Source organism: Actinoplanes octamycinicus, assembly GCF_014205225.1.
Taxonomy (GTDB): domain Bacteria; phylum Actinomycetota; class Actinomycetes; order Mycobacteriales; family Micromonosporaceae; genus Actinoplanes; species Actinoplanes octamycinicus.
Window position 1 is genome coordinate 2,894,448 of sequence record NZ_JACHNB010000001.1, and the last position, 20,725, is coordinate 2,915,172.

A 20,725-nucleotide genomic window follows, 5' to 3' on the forward strand; every position below is an offset into this window, starting at 1 on the left:
CACGAAGCGAGGTACTCGTGAGTGACGCTGCCGAGCGCGAGATGCTTCGCCGTCTGGCGGACACCCCTGTGGCCGTCGTCGGCCTCAGCGCGCTTTACCCGAAATCCCGCAACCTCCGTGAGTTCTGGAACAACGTGGTCGAGGCCGCGGACTGCATCGAGGACGTACCGGAAACGCACTGGAAGATCGACGACCACTACGACCCGGACCCGGCGGCCGAGGACCGGACCTACTGCCGCCGCGGTGGCTTCCTCCCGGCGGTGCCGTTCCACCCGATGGAGTTCGGCATCCCGCCGAAGACCCTCGAGGTCACCGACGTGCTCCAGCTGCTCAGCCTGGTGGTCACCCGGGATCTGCTGCGCGACGCCGGCGCCGAGGGCTCGGACTGGTACGACGCCGCCCGCACCGGCGTGGTGCTCGGGGTCACCGGCGCGAACTCGCTGACCCAGCCGCTCTCCGCCCGCCTGCAGAGCCCGGTGCTGCGCGCCGCGGCCCGCAGCATGGGCATGTCCGAGCAGGACACCGACGAGATCGTCGAGCGGTTCAAGGCCGCCTTCGTCCCATGGGAGGAGAATTCCTTCCCCGGCATGCTCGGCAACGTGGTGGCCGGCCGGATCGCCAACCGGTTCAACCTCGGCGCGATGAACTGCACGGTCGACGCCGCCTGTGCCAGCTCGCTGAGCGCGGTCAAGGTGGCGATCAGCGAGCTCCTGGAGGGCCGCGCCGACCTGATGATCACCGGCGGGTGCGACGCCGAGAACACCATCCTGATGTACCTCTGCTTCTCCAAGACCCCGGCGTTCTCCGGGTCCGGGCAGATCCGGCCGTTCGACGAGCAGGCCGACGGCACGCTGATCGGCGAGGGCATGGGCATGGTCGCGCTGAAGCGGCTGGCCGACGCGGAGCGCGACGGCGACCGCATCTACTCGGTGATCCGCGGCATCGGCTCGTCCAGCGACGGCCGGTTCAAGAGCATCTACGCCCCGCGCAAGGAGGGGCAGATGGTCGCGCTGCGCCGGGCGTACGCCGACGCCGGCGTCTCCCCGGAGTCGATCGAGCTGTTCGAGGCGCACGGCACCGGCACCGCGGTCGGTGACCACACCGAGCTGTCCGCGCTCACCGAGGTGCTCGGCGCGGCCAGCGACGAGCGGCAGTTCGCCGCGGTCGGCAGCGTGAAGAGCCAGATCGGGCACACCAAGGCCGCGGCCGGCGCCGCCGGTCTGATCAAGCTGTCGCTGGCGCTGCACCAGAAGGTGCTCCCGCCGACCATCAACGTGCAGCGGCCCAACCCGGCCGCCAAGTTCGACGAGACCGGCCTCTACGTCAACAGCCGGACCCGGCCGTGGATCCGTCACCCGCGCCGCCCGGCCCGCCGCGCCGCGGTCTCGTCGTTCGGGTTCGGCGGCACCAACTTCCACGTGGTGCTGGAGGAGTACCACGGCGCGGAGCGCCCGGTGGTGCTCGGCCCGACCGCCCGGGTGGCGTTCTGGCACGCCGCCGACCGGGACGCGCTGGCCGCCGCGGTGGCCGGGACCGACGCCGGGCAGCCGGGTGGCGACGTGCCGGCCGGTGACGCCCGGATCGGTTTCGTCTACCGCACCGCCGACGAGTACGCGCAGTTGCGCGACCTGGCCGGCGCCCAGCTCCGGTCCCGGACCGAGGACGCCTGGTCGCACCCGCGCGGCGTGGTCTACCGCCGGGCCGCGCTGCCGGCCGGTGCCAAGGTCGGCGCGCTCTTCGCCGGCCAGGGCAGCCAGTACGTCGAGATGGGCGCCGCCGCGGCGCTCGCCGTGCCGCCGGTGCGGGCCGCCTTCGACCAGGCCAACGCGCACTTCGCCGACCAGGACGAGGTGCTCTCCCGGGTGGTGTTCCCGCCGCCGGTCTTCGGCGACGACGCCCGGGCCGGGCAGGAGAGCGCGCTGCGGCGTACCGAATACGCGCAGCCCGCGATCGGCGCGCTCGCGGCCGGCCAGTACCGCTGGCTGACCGAGCTGGGCCTGCGTCCGGACGCGGTGGCCGGGCACAGCTTCGGCGAGCTGACCGCGCTGTGGGCGGCCGGAGCGCTCGACGACGACGCGTTCTTCACGCTGGCCCGGGCACGTGGCCGGGCGATGGCCGCGCCGGCCGGGGGTGACGCCGGCGCGATGGCCGCGCTGACCGCTCCGGAGGCGACCGTGCGCAGCCTGCTCGCCGACCATCCCGGCGTCAGCGTGTGCAACCTGAACGCTCCCGACCAGATCGTCGTGGGTGGCGCCACCGACCAGGTGGACCGGCTCGTCGCCGACGCCGGGACGCGGGGCATCCGGGCCGCCCGGCTGCCGGTCGCGGCCGCCTTCCACACCAGCTTCGTCGGGCACGCGGTGGACGCCTTCCGGTCCGCGGTGCAGTCGGTCGAGATGTCCGCGCCGCGGCTTCCGGTCGAGGCCAACACACCCGGATTCGCGTACGGGGCGGACGTCGCGGCCAACCGCCAGATCCTGGTCGAGCAGCTGCGCCAGCCGGTCGCCTTCGCGGCGGCGGTGGAGCGGATGTACGCGGCCGGCGTCCGGGTGTTCTGCGAGTTCGGGCCGAAGTCGGTGCTCACCGGCCTGGTCCGCCGGATCCTCGGCGACCGTGACGCGGTGTGCGTGGCGACCGACGCCGGGCCCGGCAAGGACAGCGAGGTCGCGCTCAAGCGGGCGGCGCTGGAACTGGCCGTGCTCGGCCTGCCGATCAGCGGGATCGACCGGTACGACGCGCCGGCCTGGGTGGAGCCGGCCGGCAAGGGGATGGCGATCCCGCTGACCGGGATCAACTTCGTCTCGCCGGAGCGGCGGGCGGCGTACCGGGAACTGCTGGCCACACCCTACGAGCTGACCGGAACCGTTCCGGCGGCCCCGGCCGAGCCGGTGGTCGCGGCGGACCCGATCGTCGCGGCGGACCCGATCGTGGCGGCGGACCCGATCGTCGCCGCGGACCCGGTGGTCGCGGTGCAGCCGGTGGTCGCGGACCTCTCGGTGGCCGCGGTGGTCACGGCGCCGGACGCCGGTGCGGACCTTGAGGCGTACGCCGAGATCAGGCGGTTCGCCGATGAGCAGCTCGCCCTGCACGGCGAATACCTGGAAGGCCAGGTGCGGGTCGCCGAGGCGGCGGCTGCCGCCCTGGCCGGGCGCACCGATGACGCGTCGGAGGACCTGGTCCAGGCGCTGTCGCTGGTCCGTGGGTTCGGGGACGCGGTGGCTGACGCGCACGTGCGGGCCAGCCGGGTGCTGGTCGACTTCCTGGCCACCTATCAGCCGGGTACGGGTGCGCCGGTGCCGGCCCAGCGGGCGGTGCCGGAGCGGGAGCAGCTGCCGGTGGCCCCGGTGGCCGAGGTCCCCGTCCCGGTGGCGGAGACCGTCGTGGTGCCCGAAGTGATTCCGGTGCCGCCGCAGGTGACCGTCCCGGAGACGATCGTCGTTCCCGAGCCGGTGGCTGTCGTCGAACCCGTGGCTGTCGTCGAGCCGGTCGCTGTCCCCGCGCCGGTCGTTAGTGAGCCGGTCGCTGTCGTCCCGCCCGTTGCTGTTCCGGCGGGGCCGGTGTCACCGGTCGTGGACGAGGCGGCGGCGGGGCCGATCCGTGCCGCTCTGCTGGAGATCGTGGCGGAGAAGACCGGTTATCCGGCGGAGATGCTGGAGCCGGGGATGGATCTTGAGGCTGATCTGGGGATCGACTCGATCAAGCGGGTCGAGATCATGGGTGAGCTGCAGGAGCGCTTCCCGGGCACGGTGTCGGTCGAGCCGGATCAGATCGGTGAGCTGCCGACCCTGGATGCGATCGTCGCCTTCCTGGCGGGCAGTGGATCGGCGGGGGCTGTTGCACCCACGGTCGCTGCGCCGACGGCTGCTGTACCGGCGGTTCCTGCGCCGACGGCTGCTGCGCCCGCGGTTTCGGGGCCGGGTGCGGTCGTGCCGGTGACCGAGATTGCTCAGCCTTCGCCGGTTGCTCCGGTGGCTGAGGTTGCCGTCTCGGTGCCTGTCGCGTCTGCTCCGTCGGTTGTGGATGGTGGGGCGGTCGAGGAGATTCGGGGCGCTCTGCTGGAGATCGTGGCGGAGAAGACCGGTTATCCGGCGGAGATGCTGGAACCGGGGATGGACCTGGAAGCCGACCTGGGAATCGACTCGATCAAGCGGGTCGAGATCATGGGTGAGCTGCAGGAACGGTTCCCGGGGACGGTGTCGGTCGAGCCGGATCAGATCGGTGAGCTGCCGACGCTGGACGCGATCGTCACTTTCCTGGCGGGCAGCGGATCCACGGCTTCTGCGCCGACGGCTTCTGCACCTGTGATTCCCGCGGCGGCTCCGGTGGCCCAGCCCAACCTGGCCGCTGCTCCGGTGGCCGAGATTGCCCGGCCCGAGCCGGCCGTTGCTCCGGCGGCCCAGATTGCCCAGCCCGAGCCGGCCGTTGCCGCGGTGGCCGAGGTTGCCGTCTCGGTGCCGGTCGCGGCTGCGCCGTCGGTTGTGGATGGTGGGGTGGCCGAGGGGATTCGGGGCGCTCTGCTGGAGATCGTGGCGGAGAAGACCGGTTATCCGGCGGAGATGCTGGAACCCGGGATGGACTTGGAAGCCGACCTGGGGATCGACTCGATCAAGCGGGTCGAGATCATGGGTGAGCTGCAGGAACGGTTCCCGGGGACGGTGTCGGTTGAGCCGGATCAGATCGGTGAGTTGCCGACGCTGGACGCGATCGTCGCCTTCCTGGCGGGCAGTGGGTCGGCGGGGGCTGTTGCACCCGCGGTCGCTGCGCCGACGGCTGCTGTACCGGCGGTTCCTGCGCCGGCGGCTGCTGCGCCCGCGGGTTCGGGGCCGGCTGCGGTCGTGCCGGTGACCGAGATTGCTCAGCCTTCGCCGGTTGCTCCGGTGGCTGAGGTTGCCGTCTCGGTGCCTGTCGCGTCTGCTCCGTCGGTTGTGGACGGCGCGGCGGTCGAGGAGATTCGGGGCGCTCTGCTGGAGATCGTGGCGGAGAAGACCGGTTATCCGGCGGAGATGCTGGAACCCGGGATGGACCTGGAAGCCGACCTGGGAATCGACTCGATCAAGCGGGTCGAGATCATGGGTGAGCTGCAGGAACGCTTCCCGGGCACGGTGTCGGTCGAGCCCGACCAGATCGGTGAGCTGCCGACCCTGGACGCGATCGTCACCTTCCTGGCCGGAGGTGGAGCGGCCGGAGGCGGTGCCGCTGGTGGTGGAGCGGCTGGCGGTGTGACGGCTGCTGGTCCGAGTGTGGTGGCGGCTCCGCCGGCTCAGACGGTGAGTTATCCGGCGGAAGCCGGGATCGCTCGGACCCGCTACGTGCGGGTTGCGGTCGCGGCTCCGGACGTGCTGGTGAACGCCTACGCGCCGGGCTCGGTCGCGGTCGTCGTCGACGACGGTGCGCCGATCACCGCGGCGGTGGTCGCCGCGCTGCGTGCCGACGGGGTGGACGTCCGGGTGATCGCTCTGCCCGGCGTGCGCAGCACCGCCACCGGCGCGCAGCAGCTCGACGACTGGTCCGCGCCGACCCTGCAGTCCCTCGTGGACGGTCTGGTCGCCGCTACCGGCCGGCTGGATGTCGTGGTCCAGGTGGCCGCCGCGCCGGTGGCCGACGCCACCGCCGCGGTCCGCCGGCTGACCCACGCGCTGCTGGTGGCCAAGGTGACCCAGCGGTCGCTGCAGGCCACCGCGGGCACCGGGCGTAGCACCTACGCCGTGGTCAGCAGCCTGGACGGGGCCGGTGGCCTGGGTGGCGGACAGGGTCCGACCACGCTGCTCGGCGCTCTCGGCGGCCTGGTGAAGACGCTGGCCATCGAGGCTCCGGAGCTGTTCTGCCGGGCTGTCGACCTGGCGCCGGGCATCCGGGCCGCCCGGGCGGCCGAGCTGCTGCGCGCCGAGCTGTCCGACGTGGACCGCGCGGTGCGGGAGGCCGGCCTGGACGGCGCCACCCGGACCGTCCCGGGCCTCGCCCCGGCCGACTCCGCGGCCGCCGGCGGCGTGCCGAGCGGGCTCGCCACCGGCGCGGGGACCGGGTTCACCAGCGATGCGCCGAGCGGGCTCACCGCGGATGACCTGCTGGTGGTCACCGGCGGGGCTCGCGGGGTGACCGCGGAGTGCCTGACCGCGCTGGCCGCGAACTTCCCGTGCGGGCTGCTGCTGCTCGGCCGCACTCCGCTGGAGGACGAGCCGGACTGGGCGGTGGGGCAGACCGGCCCGGCGCTCAAGGCGGCGATCTTCGCCCGGCTGAAGGCGACCGGCGCGGCGCCGAGCCCGCGGGACGTGCAGCGGATCGGGCAGGGGATCGAGGCCGGCCGGGAGATCCGGGCGACCCTGCAGAAGGTGACCCGGTCCGGCGCCCGAGCCGAATACCTGGCGGTGGACGTGCTCGATCCGGCGGCCACCACGGCGGCGCTCAGCCCGTACCGGAATCGGGTGAGCGGTCTGGTGCACGGGGCCGGAGTCCTGGCCGACCGCCTGGTCGTGGAGAAGGATCCGGCGGCGGTCGAGCGGGTCCTGGCCACCAAGCTGCTCGGGCTGGACACCGTGCTCGGCGCGCTGGACGGCGACCGGCTGCGGCACGTGGTGCTGTTCTCCTCGGTGGCCGGCTTCTTCGGCAACCGCGGGCAGGCCGACTACGCGATCGCGAACGAGGGCCTGAACCGGATCGCCACCGGCCTGCGGGCGGCCCGCCCGGGCACCCGGGTCACCTCGATCAACTGGGGGGCCTGGGACGGCGGGATGGTCACCGACCAGCTGCGGCAGATGTTCGCGCAGCGAGGCGTGACGCTGGTACCGGCGGCCACCGGGGCCGGGATGTTCGCCGAGCAGTTCACCGCCGGCCGGGCGGCCGACACGGTGATCGTGATCGGGCCGGACACGCCGCTGTCGCAGCCGGCCACCGCGCCGGTCACCGGCGGCCTGGAGGTGGTCCGGTCGCTGGCGCCGATCGCCGGCGAGACCGCGCTCGCCGATCACACGGTGGGCACCGAGCGGCTGCTGCCGGCCACCTTCGCGGTGGGCGCGATCAGCCGGCTGGTCGAGCGGCACTGGGGCGCCGAGGTGACCCAGCTGCGGGCGGTGCAGGTGTTCAAGGGGGTCACGGTGAACCCGGCGGCCCCGGGCACGCTGCGGCTGCAGGCGGCCGCGGCCGGGGACGGCCGGGTGCGGGCCACCCTGTTCGCCCGGGCCGACCAGGGGCCGGAACGGCCGAGCTACGGCGCCGAGCTGGTGCTCGGCCCGGCGCCGGCCCGGCCCGCGCCGGATCCGGAGATCGCCCGGCTGGCGGCCGGCGGAGGCAGCGACGCCACCCGGCTCTACCGGGACGGCACGCTCTTCCACGGGCCGACGCTGAGCGGGATCCGGACCGTGCTGGCCAGCGCGCCGGAACGGCTGGTGCTCCGCGGCCGGCTGGCCGACGCCACGGTGGCGGGCGGCTCGTACGCGACGGACCGGCACAGCCCGGTGCTGACCGACCTGCTGTTGCAGGCGGCCCTGGTCTGGGTCCGGCAGTTCCGGGCGGCGGCCAGCCTGCCGATGGCGATCGACGAGATCACCTCCTGGGAGGCGCTGCCGGACGACGGGGACTTCCTGATCGCCGTCGACGACGTGCAGCCCGGCCGGACCGCGGTCACCTGCACGGTCACCGCCTACGCGCCGGACGGGCGGGTGCTGCAGCGCTTCGCCGGGGTGCGGGTGGTGCTCAGCGACGAGTTGGACGAGCGGTTCGCCCAGTCCCGCGCCCTGGACACGGTCGCGGTCTGAGCCGGCGGAGTCCGGTCAGGGCCGTCACGGCGGCCCTGACCGGACCGGAGAGAGAGGCGTAGGCATGGACAAGTTCGCCATCGTCGGCATGTCGTGTCTGTTCCCGGGCGCGTCGTCGCTCGGCGAGTTCTGGACCAACCTGGTGGGCGGCGTGGACAGCCGCACCGACGGCACTCCGGAGATCTTCGGGGCCGGCCGCGAGCCGGCCCCGGAGCCGGCCGGGGAGCACCGCGTCTACTGCACCCGCGGTGGCTTCGTCCGGGGCTTCACCTTCGACCCGGCGGGCTACCGCCTGCCCGCCGGCTACCTGTCCGGCCTGGACAAGGTCTTCCACTGGTCGCTGCACGTGGCCCGGGAGGCGCTGGCCGACGTGACGGCCGGCGCCGGCCGGGTCGGGGTGGTGCTGGGCAACTACCCGTTCCCCACGGTCGGCTCGACCCGGTCGGCCGGCCGCCCGTGGTGGAGCGCGGTGGGCGAGGGGCTGGACCGGGCCGGGTTCGCCGGGTTCGGCGGGCCGGAGCCGGCCGGCCCGGGGGACGCCGCCGAGGCGCACGACAACTGGCCGGGCGGCATGCCGGCCCGGGTGGTCGGCGCCGCGCTCGGCCTGGACGGCCCGGCCCTGGCGCTGGACGCGGCCTGCTCGTCGGCGCTCTACGCGGTCAAGCTGGCCTGCGACCAGCTGGCCGCCGGCCGGGCCGACGTGATGCTCGCCGGTGGGGTCTGCGCCCCCGACCCGACGCTGATCCACCTCTCCTTCGCCGACCTGCACGCCTACCCGGAGGACGGGTTCAGCCAGCCGTTCCACGCCCGGTCCGGTGGCATCCTGACCGGCCAGGGCGCCGGGATGGTGGCGGTCAAGCGGCTCGCCGACGCGGAGCGGGACGGCGACCGGATCTACGCGGTGATCGACGCGATCGCGCTGACCAACGACGGCGCCGGCCGGCATCTGCTGGCCCCGAACGTGCGCGGGCAGCTGGACGCGTACACCCGGGCGTACGCGGAGGCCGGCATCGCCCCGTCCGACGTGCAGTACCTGGAGTGCCACGCCACCGGCACGCCGCTGGGCGACAGCACCGAGCTGGCCGGCATCCGGCAGTTCTTCGGCGAGCGGGGCGGGCTGCCGTACTTCGGCTCGGTGAAGGCCAACATCGGCCACCTGCTCACCGTGGCCGGGCTGTCCAGCATGATCAAGGTGATCCTGGCGCTGCGGCACGGGACCATCCCGCCGACCATCGGCGTGGACGAGCCGCTGGACGGCGCGGACACGGCCGACCGGCTGGTCCGGGCCGCGCGACCGTGGCCGGCGGTGGACGGGCCGCGACGGGCGGCGGTGTCGGCGTTCGGCTTCGGCGGCACCAACGCGCACATCGTGCTGTCCCAGCCGGTGACCTCCGGCGCGGCGACCCCGGCACCGGCGCCGAGCGCGCCGGCCCGCCTGGCGATCACCGGCCTGGGCGGGCATCTCGGCCCGTTCGCCGGCCGGGACGCGATCGAGCGGGCGGTGCACGACGGGCGGGACGGGTTCGGCCCGCTGCCGCCGCACCGCTGGCGCGGGTTCACCGCCGGGGACACCGGGGTGCCGCCGGTCGACGGCGGCTACCTGGACGGCTTCGACTTCGACGCGCTGCGCTACCGGATCCCGCCGCGCGACCTGGATCACTTCAACCAGCAGCAGCTGCTGATGCTGGGGGCCGCCGACGACGCGCTGCGCGACGCCGGGTACCGGCCGCCGGCCACCGCCGACCGGTCCGGTCCGGGCCGCCGGGTGGCGGTCGTGGTGGCGATGGAGATGGAGCCGTCCGCGCACGGCCACCGGGTCCGCTACGCGGTCGGCGAACGGGTCCGCGCCGCCTGCGCGGACCGGGACCTGGCCGGCGACGCCGAGGCGGTGGCCGGCCTGGTCCGCGCCGCCCGGGACGGCATCCACGACGGCATCGAGCCGACCGAGGTGCTCAGCTACATCGGCAACATCGTGGCCAGCCGGATCTCCTCCACCTGGCACCTGACCGGGCCGTCGTTCGCGCTCTGCGGGGACAGCGCCGGCGGGGTCGCCGCGCTGGACGTCGCCGCGCTGCTGCTGCGCGACGCGAGCGTGGAGGCGGTGCTGGTCGGCGCGGTCGACCTGGCCGGCGGCCCGGAGAACCAGGCGGCCCGGGCCCGGCTGGCGGCCGCCGCCGGCACCCGCGGGCTGTCCCTCGCGGACGGTCCCGGCGAGGACGGCTGGCGGGTCGGCGAGGGCGCGATCGCGCTGCTGGTCACCCGGGCCCCGGCCACCGGCCGGGTGTACGCGACCGTCGACGCCCTGGCGATCCGCGGGTCCGGCACGGTCGAGCCGGCCGCCGACCCGGCGACGATCGCCGCGGTGGCCCGGCAGGCGCTGGACGCCGCCGGGGTCACCCCGGACCAGGTGGAGCTGGTCGAGCTGCACGCCGGGGGGATCGCCGGGCAGGACCGGGCCGAGCTCGCGGCGCTGGCCGGGATCTGGTCGGCGGAGCGGACCGGCCCGGCGTCGGCCGCCCTCGGGTCGATCACCGCCGGTGTCGGGGACGCGCAGATCGCCGGGTCGCTGGCCGGCGTGGCCAAGGCCGCGCTCTGCCTCTACCACGGCTACCTGCCGGCCGTGCCGGGCTGGACCGGGCCGGCCGCCGGGTACGCGGAGCTGCTCGACGCGTCCGGCTTCTACCTGCCCGCGAAGAGCCGGCCGTGGCTGCGCCGGCGCCGGGACGAGCCGCGCCGGGCCGCGGTCAGCGTGCTCGGCACCGGCGGCACGTACGCCCACCTGGTGCTGGCCGGCGCCGAGCCGCACGGCGCGCACGTCGCGACCGACTGGGACCGGGCGGCCGGCCCGCTGCTGCTGCCGGTGCAGGCGCCCGGCCCGGAGGCGCTGCGGGTGGCCGTCGAGGCGGTCCGCCAGGCCGTCGCGGACGGCGCCGACCTGGCCGCGCTGTGCCGCGAGGGGGCGGCCGGCCGCCGTCCGGACGGGTTGCGGGTGGTCTTCTGCGCCACCGACCGCGCCGCCCTGCTCCGCGAGTGCGACAGCGCGCTGGCCCAGCTGGACGCCGCGATCGCCGAGGGCCGGGAGTGGGCCACCCCGGCGGGCAGCTACTTCACGCCCCGCCCGATCGGCGCCGAGGGCAAGGTGGCGCTGGTCTACCCGGGCGCCTTCAACACCTACCTGGGCATGGGCGACGAGTTCTTCCGCTGCTTCCCGGGCCTGCTGCCGTGGTTCGAGGAGCAGGCCGAGCGGCCGGCCGACGTGCTGCGCAGCCGGATGCTCTACCCGCGTTCGGTCACCGCGCCGCAGCGGCGCGACCTGATGCGGGCCGAGGGGCGGCTGCTCGAGGACGTGCCGTTCATGCTGGCCACCGGGACCAGCTTCGCGCTGCTGCACACCGAGGCGCTGCGCCGCTCGCTGGGCGTCCGGGTGCACGGCGGGCTGGGCTACAGCCTGGGCGAGAGCAGCATGATGTTCGCCTTGGGCGGTTGGCGGCAGGGCGCCCGCAACGACGCCAAGATCGCCGCGACCCCGCTGTTCCGGGACCGGCTGTGCGGGCCGAAGCGGACCGTGCGCGAGCTCTGGGGCATCCCGGACGACGTGCCGGACGCCCAGGTCTGGACCACCCTGGTGCTGCTGGCCGACGCCGAGGCGGTGCGCGCCGCGCTGCCCCGCTTCGACCGGGTCTTCCTCACCCACGTGAACACGCCCCGCGAGGTGGTCGTGGCCGGCGCTCCGGAGCAGTGCGCGGAGCTGGTCCGGGAGCTGGGGTGCCGCAGCGCGCGGGCCCCGGCCAACCACGTCATGCACTGCCCGGTGGTGGACGGCGACGTGGCCGAGCTGGCCGACCTCAACCGGTACCCGACCCAGGCGGTCACCGACCTGGACCTGTTCAGCGCCGCGCACTACGACCGGATCGCCCGGTTCGACCAGGACGGGATCGCCGCGGACATCGCGCAGACGCTGCGCTCCACGGTGGACTTCCCGCGGCTGGTGCGGGCCGCGTACGACCGCGGCTACCGCTACTTCGTCGAGGTCGGCCCGGGCGGCACGTGCAGCCGGTGGATCCGCGAGACGCTCGGCGCCGCGGCGAGCGTGTGCGAGCCGGTGGCCCGGCGCGGGGCTCCGGACGCGGCCGGGTTCGCCCGGGTCGTCGCGCGGCTCGTCAGCCACGGCGTACCGGTGAATCTGGAAGCCCTGGCGCCGGCGGCCGTGACCGCCGCGCCCAGCCGGCGGGTGATGGTCGGCGGCGAATCCGTCGCCGACCTGGTCGCCGCGGCCGCCACCCCGATCGTGAGCCGGCTCCGGCCGGCGCCCGAACCCGAACCCGTTACCCACCGCTCGGAGACGGACCTGCCCATGAACAGCGATCCCGTGCCCGCGATCACCTTCGACGGCGAACCGGCCGGGCTGGTGCCCTACCCGGCCGCCGTCCCCGCCACCTCCTCAGTCCCCGTCGCTTCCGGGTCCGTCCCGGTGAACCTGCTGCCGCCGCCGGTGTCGGTCACCGTCCCGGCCGGCGGCTCGCTGCCCGAGCTGGTGCGCGCCCTGCGCCAGCAGACGGTGGACGTGCACCGATCCGTCCTGACCGCCCAGCGTGAGCTGCAGGAACAGGTGGTCGGACTGTTGCGCGGACCGAGGCAGCCGAAGACCAAGCCGCCGGGTGTCATCTTCGACGCCGACGACCTGCTGGAGTTCGCCACCGGCAAGGTCGCCAACGTCTTCGGCGACCGGTACGCCCCGATCGACGAGGCCGGCCGCCGGGTCCGCCTGCCGGCGCCGCCCTACCACTTCGTCAGCCGGGTCACCGCGCTGGAGGCCGAGCCGCTCAGGTTCGAGCCGGCCTTCATCCGGACCGAGTACGACGTCCCGCGCGGCGCCTGGTACCTGGTCGACGGCCAGGTCCCGCCGGCCGTCGCGATCGAGGCCGGCCAGTGCGACATGCTGCTCGCCGCCTACCTGGGGATCGACTTCGAGAACCGGGGCGAGCGGATCTACCGGCTGCTCGACTCGGCCCTGGAGTGGCACGGCAAGCTGCCGCGCGAGGGTCAGCGGCTGCGCTACGACATCTGGATCGACCGCTGGGTCAAGACGCCCGGACCGACGCTGTTCTTCTTCCGTTACCAGTGCTTCGCCGACGACGAGCTGATCCTGGAGCTGAAGAACGCCTGCGCCGGCTTCTTCACCGACGCCGAGCTGGCCGACTCGCAGGGCGTCAACCTGGCCGAGCTGTCCCGCAAGCAGCGCGACTACCCGCGGGACGGGCAGTTCAAGCCGCTGGCCCGGACCGCGCGGACCAGCCTGTCCGCCGCGGACATCGCCCGGCTGGGCCGGGGCGAGATCGCGGCGGTCTTCGGGCCGGCGTTCGACCAGGGCGGGCTGAACCCGTCGCTGCGGCTGCCCACCGGGGACCTGCTGATGGTCGACGAGGTCACCCGGCTGGACCGGACCGGTGGCCGGGCCGGGCTGGGCGCGGTCTCCGCGGTCAAGCGCCTGGTGCCGGACGGCTGGTACTTCACCAGCCACTTCCCGGACGACCCGGTGCTGGCCGGTTCGCTGGTCGCCGAGGGCGCGGTGCAGCTGCTGCAGACCTACGCGCTCGCCGTGGGGCTGCACCTGTGCCTGCCGGACAGCCGGTTCCAGCCGGTGCCCGGCCTGGAGACCGAGGTCAAGGTGCGCGGGCAGATCACCCCGCGGCACCGGGAGATCCGGTACGAGGTGGAGATCGTCGACATCGGACTGCTGGAGCGGCCGTACCTGGTCGCCGACGTGCTCGTCTACCTGGGTGACAAGCCGGTCATCAGCATCACCGGGCTGGGCATCCGGGTCGAGGAGAAGCCGGGCAGCCCGTACCGGCCCGGGGACGGCGGGGTGGTGGCCGAGGACCTGGGCCGGCGCAACGCCGCCGGGGAGCGAGCCATGCTCAGCGAGTTCCACATGGCGCACGCGGCCAAGGGTGACCTGGCCACCGCGATGGGGACCGAGTTCGAGATCTACCGGACGGTGCGGGCGCCGTACATCCCGAACGGCGACTTCCTCTACGTCGACCGGGTGATGGGCCTGTCCGGCGAGCGCGGCCGGCTCAAGCCGGGCGCGGTGATGGTCACCGAGTACGACTCGCCGCCGGAGGCCTGGTACTACGCCGAGAACGGCGACCCGTTCATGCCGAACTTCGTCTACATGGAGTCCAGCCTGCAGGCGGCCATCCTGCTCGGCTACTACCTGGGCGCCACGCTCGGCCACCCGGACCGCGAGTACGCGATCCGCAACCTGGACGGCCACGCCACCCTGACCCGCCCGGTCGACCTGCGCGGCAAGACCATCCGGCAGACCTCGACGCTGCTCTCCAGCCAGGCGGTGCCGGGCGCGATCCTGCAGCGCTTCCGGTACGAGCTGGCCACCGACGGCGAGGTGTTCTACACCGGCGAGTCGCTGTTCGGCTACTTCACCGACCAGGCGCTGGCCACCCAGGTCGGCCTGGACGCCGGCAAGTTCGTGGCGCCCTGGCTGGACCAGCAGCAGCCGGCGCCGGCCGCGCTGCGCAGCGTCGACCTGGCCGCGGTGCGCGCCGAGACCACCGGCCCGCGGATGCCCGGTCAGCGGCTGGCGCTGCTGGACCGGCTGGACGTGGTGCCCGGCGGCGGCGTGCACGGCAAGGGCTACCTGCGGGCGCATCGGGCGATCTCGCCGGAGGACTGGTACTTCGAGCGGCACTTCTACCGGGACCCGGTGATGCCCGGCTCGCTCGGGGTCGAGGCGATCATCGAGGCGGTACGGGCGTACGTCAAGGAACTGGGTCTTGCCGAAGGCATCGCCGACCCGGTCTTCGCGCTGGCCCCGGGGGTCGAGCTGGCTTGGAAGTACCGCGGGCAGATCCTGCGCGGCGACCGGGAGATGGACGTCGAGCTGCACGTCAAGGAGGTGCGCACGGACGACGGCCGGCTGGTGCTGATCGGCGACGCCAGCCTGTGGAAGCCCGGCCTGCGCATCTACGAACTGGAGAACCTCGCCGTCGAGGTGCGGCCTGGAGGGGGCGCGGCATGAGCGGGACGCTGTACTGGCACGGCTCGGACGTGCCCCGATTCGACTCCGCCGGCGCCCGGGAGGCGCTGGCCCGGCTGGACACCGCCTGCCACATCGTCCGCGACGCCCGCGGGACCGGTGTGGTGACCGGCGGATCGGCCGCCACCAGCGGCGACCTCGAACTGCTCGCGTCGGCGCCGCCGCTGCCGCCGGACCGGCTCGGCTCGCCGCAGTTCCGGGCCGCGCACGGGCTGCGCTACGCCTACATGGGCGGCGCGATGGCCGGCGGGATCGCCTCCGAGGAGATGGTCGTGGCGCTGGCCCGGGCCGGCATGCTCGGCTCGTTCGGGGCGGCCGGCCTGCTGCCCGAGCGGATCGAGAAGGCGCTGCAGTTCTTCGTCCGGGAGATCCCCGGCCTGCCGTACGCCTGCAACCTGATCCACAGCCCGAGCGAGGAGGCGCTGGAACGCAACGCGGTCTCGCTGTTCCTGCGCTACGGCGTGCCGTGCGTGGAGGCCTCGGCGTACCTCGACCTGAGCCCGCACATCGTGCGGTACCGGGCGGCCGGGCTGCGGCCCGGCCCGGACGGGCGGGTGCTGATCGGCAACCGGGTGATCGCCAAGGTGTCCCGGCCCGAGCTGGGCGAGCGGTTCCTGCGCCCGGCGCCGGAGCCGATCCTGGCCAAGCTGGTCGAGGACGGCTCGATCACCGCCGAGCAGGCCGAGCTGGCCCGCCGGGTGCCGGTCGCCGACGACCTGACCGCCGAGGGCGACTCCGGCGGGCACACCGACCGGCGTCCGCTGGCCGCGCTGCTCTCCACCCTGCTGCGGGTGCGCGAGCAGGTCAGCCGCGACTACGGCTACCCGGACGCGCCGCGGATCGGGGCGGCCGGCGGGATCGGCACCCCGGAGGCCGCGGCGGCCGCGTTCGCGATGGGCGCGGCGTACATCGTCACCGGGTCGGTCAACCAGGCCTGCGTCGAGTCCGGCACCTCGCCGGCGGTGCGCGGCCTGCTGGCCCGGGCGGACATCGCCGACTGCCAGATGGCGCCCGCCGCCGACATGTTCGAGATGGGCGTGGAGCTGCAGGTCCTCAAGCGCGGCACGATGTTCGGGATGCGCGCCAAGCGCCTGTACGAGCTGTACCGCACCTACGACGGCCTGCACGCGCTGCCCGACGCCGAGCGGGAGAAGCTGGAACGGCAGGTCTTCCGCCGCCCGCTGGCCGACGTCTGGGCGGAGACCCGGGACTACTTCAACCGGCGGGACCCGGCCCAGGTGGAGCGGGCCGAGCAGAACCCGAAACGGCAGATGGCCCTGGTGTTCCGCTGGTACCTGGGGATGTCCTCGCGGTGGGCCAAGGTGGGCGAGGCCGACCGGCTGGCCGACTACCAGATCTGGTGCGGCCCGGCGATCGGCGCGTTCAACGACTGGACCCGGGGCAGCTACCTGGCCGCGCCGGAGAACCGCGGTGTCGTCGACGTGGCCGGCCAGTTGCTCACCGGGGCGGCGTTCCACCTGCGGGTGGCGCAGCTGCGCGCGGCCGGCGCCGACTTCGTGGCCGGCGCCACCGATTACCGTCCGGCCCTGGCGCAGGGTGAACAGGCGCCCGACCTGGCGCTGTTGCGATGAGCGGCTACCCGGAGGTCACCGAGCTCGACGAGGCGCTCGGTGACCCGTGGCGGGACGACAATCCGTACGGGTTCGCCGCGGCGGTCGCCGCCGACACCGCGGCGCGGCCGAACACCGCGCTGGTCGAGCGGCTGCGCGAGCGCGACTTCCACCTGTGCTACGTGCCGGCCGCGCTCGGTGGCCGGCTGCGCGGGCTGGACGTCACGCACCTGCTGGTCCGGGCGGCCGCCCGGCGCGACCTGGCGGTCATGCCGGCCACCATGTTCAGCATCGCCGCGCTGACCGCCTGTCCCGAGGCGGCGGTCGCCGACCTGGTGGTGTCCGGCGGCACCGTCGCGTTCGCACTGTCCGAGGAGAACTCCGGCAGCGACGTGCTGGCCGGCGAGTGCCGGCTGGACCGCTCCTCCGACGAGGGCGGCGGCTACCGGCTCCATGGCCGCAAGTGGCTGGTCGGCCGGGGCGCCACCGCGGACGCGGTCTACCTGGTCGCCCGGACCGGCGGCCGGGGTCCGGCGGCGTTCACCGCGGTGCTGCTGGACTCCGCGGCGCTGGACCACCCGGACACCGTCCGGCACGCGCCCACCCCGACCCTGGGGATGCGGGGCGTGGACTTCGCCGACCTGGAGTTCCGGGGCACGCCGGTGCCGGCGAGCGCGGTGCTCGGCGGGGTCGGGCGCGGGCTGGAGGCGGCGTTGCGGGCCCAGCAGGTGGTCCGGCTGATGAGCACGGCGGCCAGCGTGGCCGCCGCGGACACCGGGTTGCGGGTGGCGTTCCGGGCCGGCCGGATGCCCGCGCCGGCCGCCACCGAACTGTTGATCATCGACGCGATGACGATCACCGCGAGCCGCGGGGTGCACGTCGCCCCGGCCCGGTTCGCGCTCTGGTCGCACACCGTCAAACGGGTCGCCCCGCTGCTCGCCGAGGACGCGCTGCGGCGCTGCGGCGACGCGCTGGGCGCCCGGGCGGTGCTCGCCGGGGGCCTGGGCGCGGTGCTGGACAAGGCCCGCCGGGACGCGTCCATCGTGCCGGTGATCGACACCAGCGTGCCGGGCAACCTGCGGTCCGCGGCGATGCACGTGGCCCGCTACGCGGCTCCGGCGCCGCCGCTCGACCAGGACCGCCGGGATCGCCTGACGGCGACGTTCCGGCTGGGCACGGCCCTGCCGCCGCTCCGGGTGGCGGCCTTGGATCTGGGGGTACGCCCGGTGGACGACGTCACGCTCGGTTATGCCGGCCTGTTGCCCGAGCTGGTGGCGGCGGCCGGTCCGGACGCCGGCAAGCTGCTCACCGAGCTGGCCGAGCGGCTGCCCGAACTGGCCGCCGCCACCGCCGAGGCCCAGCGGGCCCTGTCCGCGGCGGCGACCGGGCACGCCGACCGGTGGTGCCTGCTGCACGCCGCGGCCGCCTGCGCGCTGCTCTGGTGGCACAACCGGGACGTGTCGCTCTACGGCACGCCGCCCGGCGACACCGGCTGGCTGGTCGCCTGCCTGTCGTACCTGCTGCTGCGCGCCGACGGCCGGGACCCGGCCGGTGCCGACAGCGAGGCGGCGCTGGACGCGGTGCGGTCGCTGATCGGTGGCGGCGGGATGGTGACGGCCGCCGCTGTCCGGTCGGCCGGTGCTCGGGGGTCTTCAGTGGAGAGAGGCGGTGAGACGGATGACCACACTGGCCGACGCGATGCGCAGCCTGGAGGAGTACCTCGGTGACCCGGCCGACCCGGGCAGCCGGATGCCCGCCGTCCGGGCGCTCCAGCTCGACGAGCGGGAGGAGTACCCGCACGAGTTCCTCGCCGCGCTGCGGACCTGGGGGCTGCAGGACTGGATCATCCCGGTCGCGCACGGCGGCAAGGCGGTGCACGTCGAGGACGGGCTCCACCTGATCCGCGCGGTGGCCCGCCGGGACGCCACGGCGGCGACCGCGATGTCGATCGCCTGCCTGAGCTTCATGCCGATCTGGATCGCCGGCACTCATCAGCAGGGGCAGTACCACAGCGACCTGCTGCGGGCCGGCGGGAAGATCGCCTGGGGCCTCTCCGAACGCGGGCACGGCAGCGACGTGCTGGCCAACGAGACCCGGGCCCGCAAGGTCGACGGCGGCTGGGTGCTGGACGGCGAGAAGTGGCTGATCGGCAACTGCTCGCTGGCCGACGTGGTGTGCGTGCAGGCGCGGACCGACGACCGGCCCGGCCCCGGCGCGTACTCGATCTTCGCGGTGGAGAAGCGGCGGATCACCGGCGGCTCCTGGACCGACCTGCCGAACGAGCCGCTGCACGGGCTGCGCGGGCTGGACATGAGCGGCATCCGGATGGACGGCTGCCGGGTCGGCGACGACGCGCTGATCGGCCGGGTCGGCCAGGGGCTGGAGATCACCCTCAAGGCCAGCCAGCTGGTCCGGATCAACATCAACGGGCTGGCCATGGGCTGCGCCGACACCGCGCTGCGGACCACCCTCGACTTCGCGGTCGAGCGGGAGATCTTCGGCGAGCGGGTGGCCGACATCCCGTACTCCCGGGGGCAGCTGGTCGAGTGCTTCGCCGAGCTGCTGATCGCCGATGCGATGGCGGCCGGCGCGGTCCGGGCCCTGCAGGTGGCCCCCAAGCAGGTCAGCGTCTGGTCGTCGGCGGCCAAGTACCTGCTGCCCACGATGCTGGACCGCGCGGTCGGCCAGCTCGCCGTGGTGCTCGGCGCCCGGCACTACCTGCGGACCGGGCCGCACGCGCTGTTCCAGAAGATGGCCCGGGACCTGCCGGTGGCGAACTTCGCCGACGGCAACACCGTGGTCAACCTGAAGAACATCGTGGCCCAGCTCGGGCAGCTGCTGGACACCGCGGCCACGGCCGGCGACGAGCGGCGGGCGGCGGCCGCGGTGACCGCCCGGGAGCTGTTCGACCTGCGGCCGCCGGCCGCGGCGTACGAGCCGTGGACGCAGGAGCTGAACAACCGCGGGATCGACGACGCGGTGCTGGCCCTGCCCGAGTCGGTGGCCGGGCTCCGGGACCGGGGCTGGACCGGGCCGGCCAAGCTCGGCGAGCAGTTCCTCGGCGAGCTGGACCGGATGCGGGCCGAGCTGACCGCGCTGCGGGCCGCCTGGGGCCGGGCCGCGCCGCGCCGGCCGGAGGCGTACGAGCTGGCGAAACGCTACTGCGTGGTGCTGGCCGCCGCCTCCTGCGTGCACCTGTTCCGCTTCGGCCGGGAGGTGATCGACCCGCGGCTGGCCGACCCGGCGGTGCTGCACGTCTGCCTGGCCCGGCTGTGGCAGGTGCTGCACCCGACCGCGCCGCTGGCCGAACCGGAGGCGGTGGAGCACACCGCGCGGGCGCTGCTGACCCTGCACCAGGAGGGCCGGTCGTTCGGGTTCCGGGCCTGGCCGTCGCGTTTCTGGCTCTCGGAGGGAGGACGGACGTCATGACCACGATGTGGCCGGTCGGCGTGAGCGCCGAGACCGAGGTCGCCGGCCTGCACGGCGCGGCCGACATCTGGCTGCTGGCCGAGTCCGCGGTGGCCGGGCTCGCCACCGTGCTCGACGCCGAGCTGCTGCTGACCGAGGAGGAACGACGGCGCCGGGACCGGCTGGTGCGGCCGGACAGCCGGTTGCGGTTCCTCGGCGCCCGGATGCTGACCCGGTACGCCCTGTCCCGGTACGCCGGCCTGCCGCCGGACCGGTGGCGGTTCGGGGCCGGGCCGTACGGGCGGCCGGAGATCGTCGGCGGCAACCGGTGGGCGCTGGACTTCAACGTCAGCCACACCGACGGGCTGATCGCCTGCGTGGTGTCGCGCTACCGGCGGACCGGGGTGGACACCGAGCGGTGGCCGGCCCGGCCGGAGGCGGTCCGGCTGGCCGGCAAGGTGCTCACCGCCCGCGAGCAGGCCCATTTGGGCGGGCTCGACGAGGGCGCGCGGCGGCGGACGTTCAGCGGGTACTGGGTGCTCAAGGAGGCCTACACCAAGGCGCTCGGGCTCGGCCTGCAACGGCGCTTCGACAGTTTCGAGGTGTACGACTCGCCGGCCGGCGTGCCGGTGCTCAGCGACCCGACGCTGGGCCCGGGCGGCGGGCTCTGGCAGCTCGGCCTGCTCGACGTGCCGCCGGCGCACCTGCTCGGGGTGGCCGTCCGGCGCGGCGAGGCGGAGCCGCCGATCCGGCTGCGGATCCGCGACGCCGGCCGGGAGCTGATGCTTCCCGGCGACCCGCGGATCACCGGGCCGGCGATCCGCGCCGAGCGGCTGTCCGGGCTGACCGGCCTCGGGATCGTCTGAGTCTCGCGTCGAGCCGGAGCCGGACGGGCACCCGTCCGGTTCCGGCCAGGCCGCCGGCGGCCAGCGGCACCC

Annotated in this window: 6 protein-coding genes; all 6 read left to right on the plus strand. The window is 74.7% G+C overall.

Annotated features, from left to right (window positions below):
- Window positions 1–17: 17 nt before the first annotated feature.
- The 6 genes from BJY16_RS13030 (at window position 18) to BJY16_RS13055 (ending at window position 20,653) form a co-directional block, all read left to right on the plus strand.
- Window positions 18–7,751, plus strand: coding sequence for a type I polyketide synthase (locus tag BJY16_RS13030; protein WP_185039713.1), 7,734 nt, complete (start codon window positions 18–20; stop codon window positions 7,749–7,751).
- 64 nt (window positions 7,752–7,815) lie between these two features.
- The gene (locus BJY16_RS13035; protein WP_185039714.1) at window positions 7,816–14,790 is read left to right on the plus strand and encodes a beta-ketoacyl synthase N-terminal-like domain-containing protein; all 6,975 of its coding nucleotides are present in this window, start codon (window positions 7,816–7,818) and stop codon (window positions 14,788–14,790) included.
- Window positions 14,787–16,400 (plus strand): PfaD family polyunsaturated fatty acid/polyketide biosynthesis protein, encoded by a 1,614-nt coding sequence (locus tag BJY16_RS13040; protein ID WP_185039715.1) that lies wholly within the window; start codon window positions 14,787–14,789, stop codon window positions 16,398–16,400. The genes BJY16_RS13035 and BJY16_RS13040 overlap by 4 nt, the downstream gene beginning before the upstream one ends.
- Window positions 16,397–18,106: an acyl-CoA dehydrogenase family protein gene (locus BJY16_RS13045; RefSeq protein ID WP_185039716.1), complete on the plus strand. Its 1,710-nt coding sequence runs from the start codon at window positions 16,397–16,399 to the stop codon at window positions 18,104–18,106. Before BJY16_RS13040 ends, BJY16_RS13045 begins: the two co-directional genes overlap by 4 nt.
- Complete coding sequence (locus BJY16_RS13050) at window positions 18,057–19,808, plus strand: acyl-CoA dehydrogenase family protein (protein ID WP_185039717.1); 1,752 nt, start codon at window positions 18,057–18,059, stop codon at window positions 19,806–19,808. Before BJY16_RS13045 ends, BJY16_RS13050 begins: the two co-directional genes overlap by 50 nt.
- Window positions 19,805–20,653: a 4'-phosphopantetheinyl transferase family protein gene (locus BJY16_RS13055; RefSeq protein WP_185039718.1), complete on the plus strand. Its 849-nt coding sequence runs from the start codon at window positions 19,805–19,807 to the stop codon at window positions 20,651–20,653. The genes BJY16_RS13050 and BJY16_RS13055 overlap by 4 nt, the downstream gene beginning before the upstream one ends.
- Window positions 20,654–20,725 lie beyond the last annotated feature (72 nt).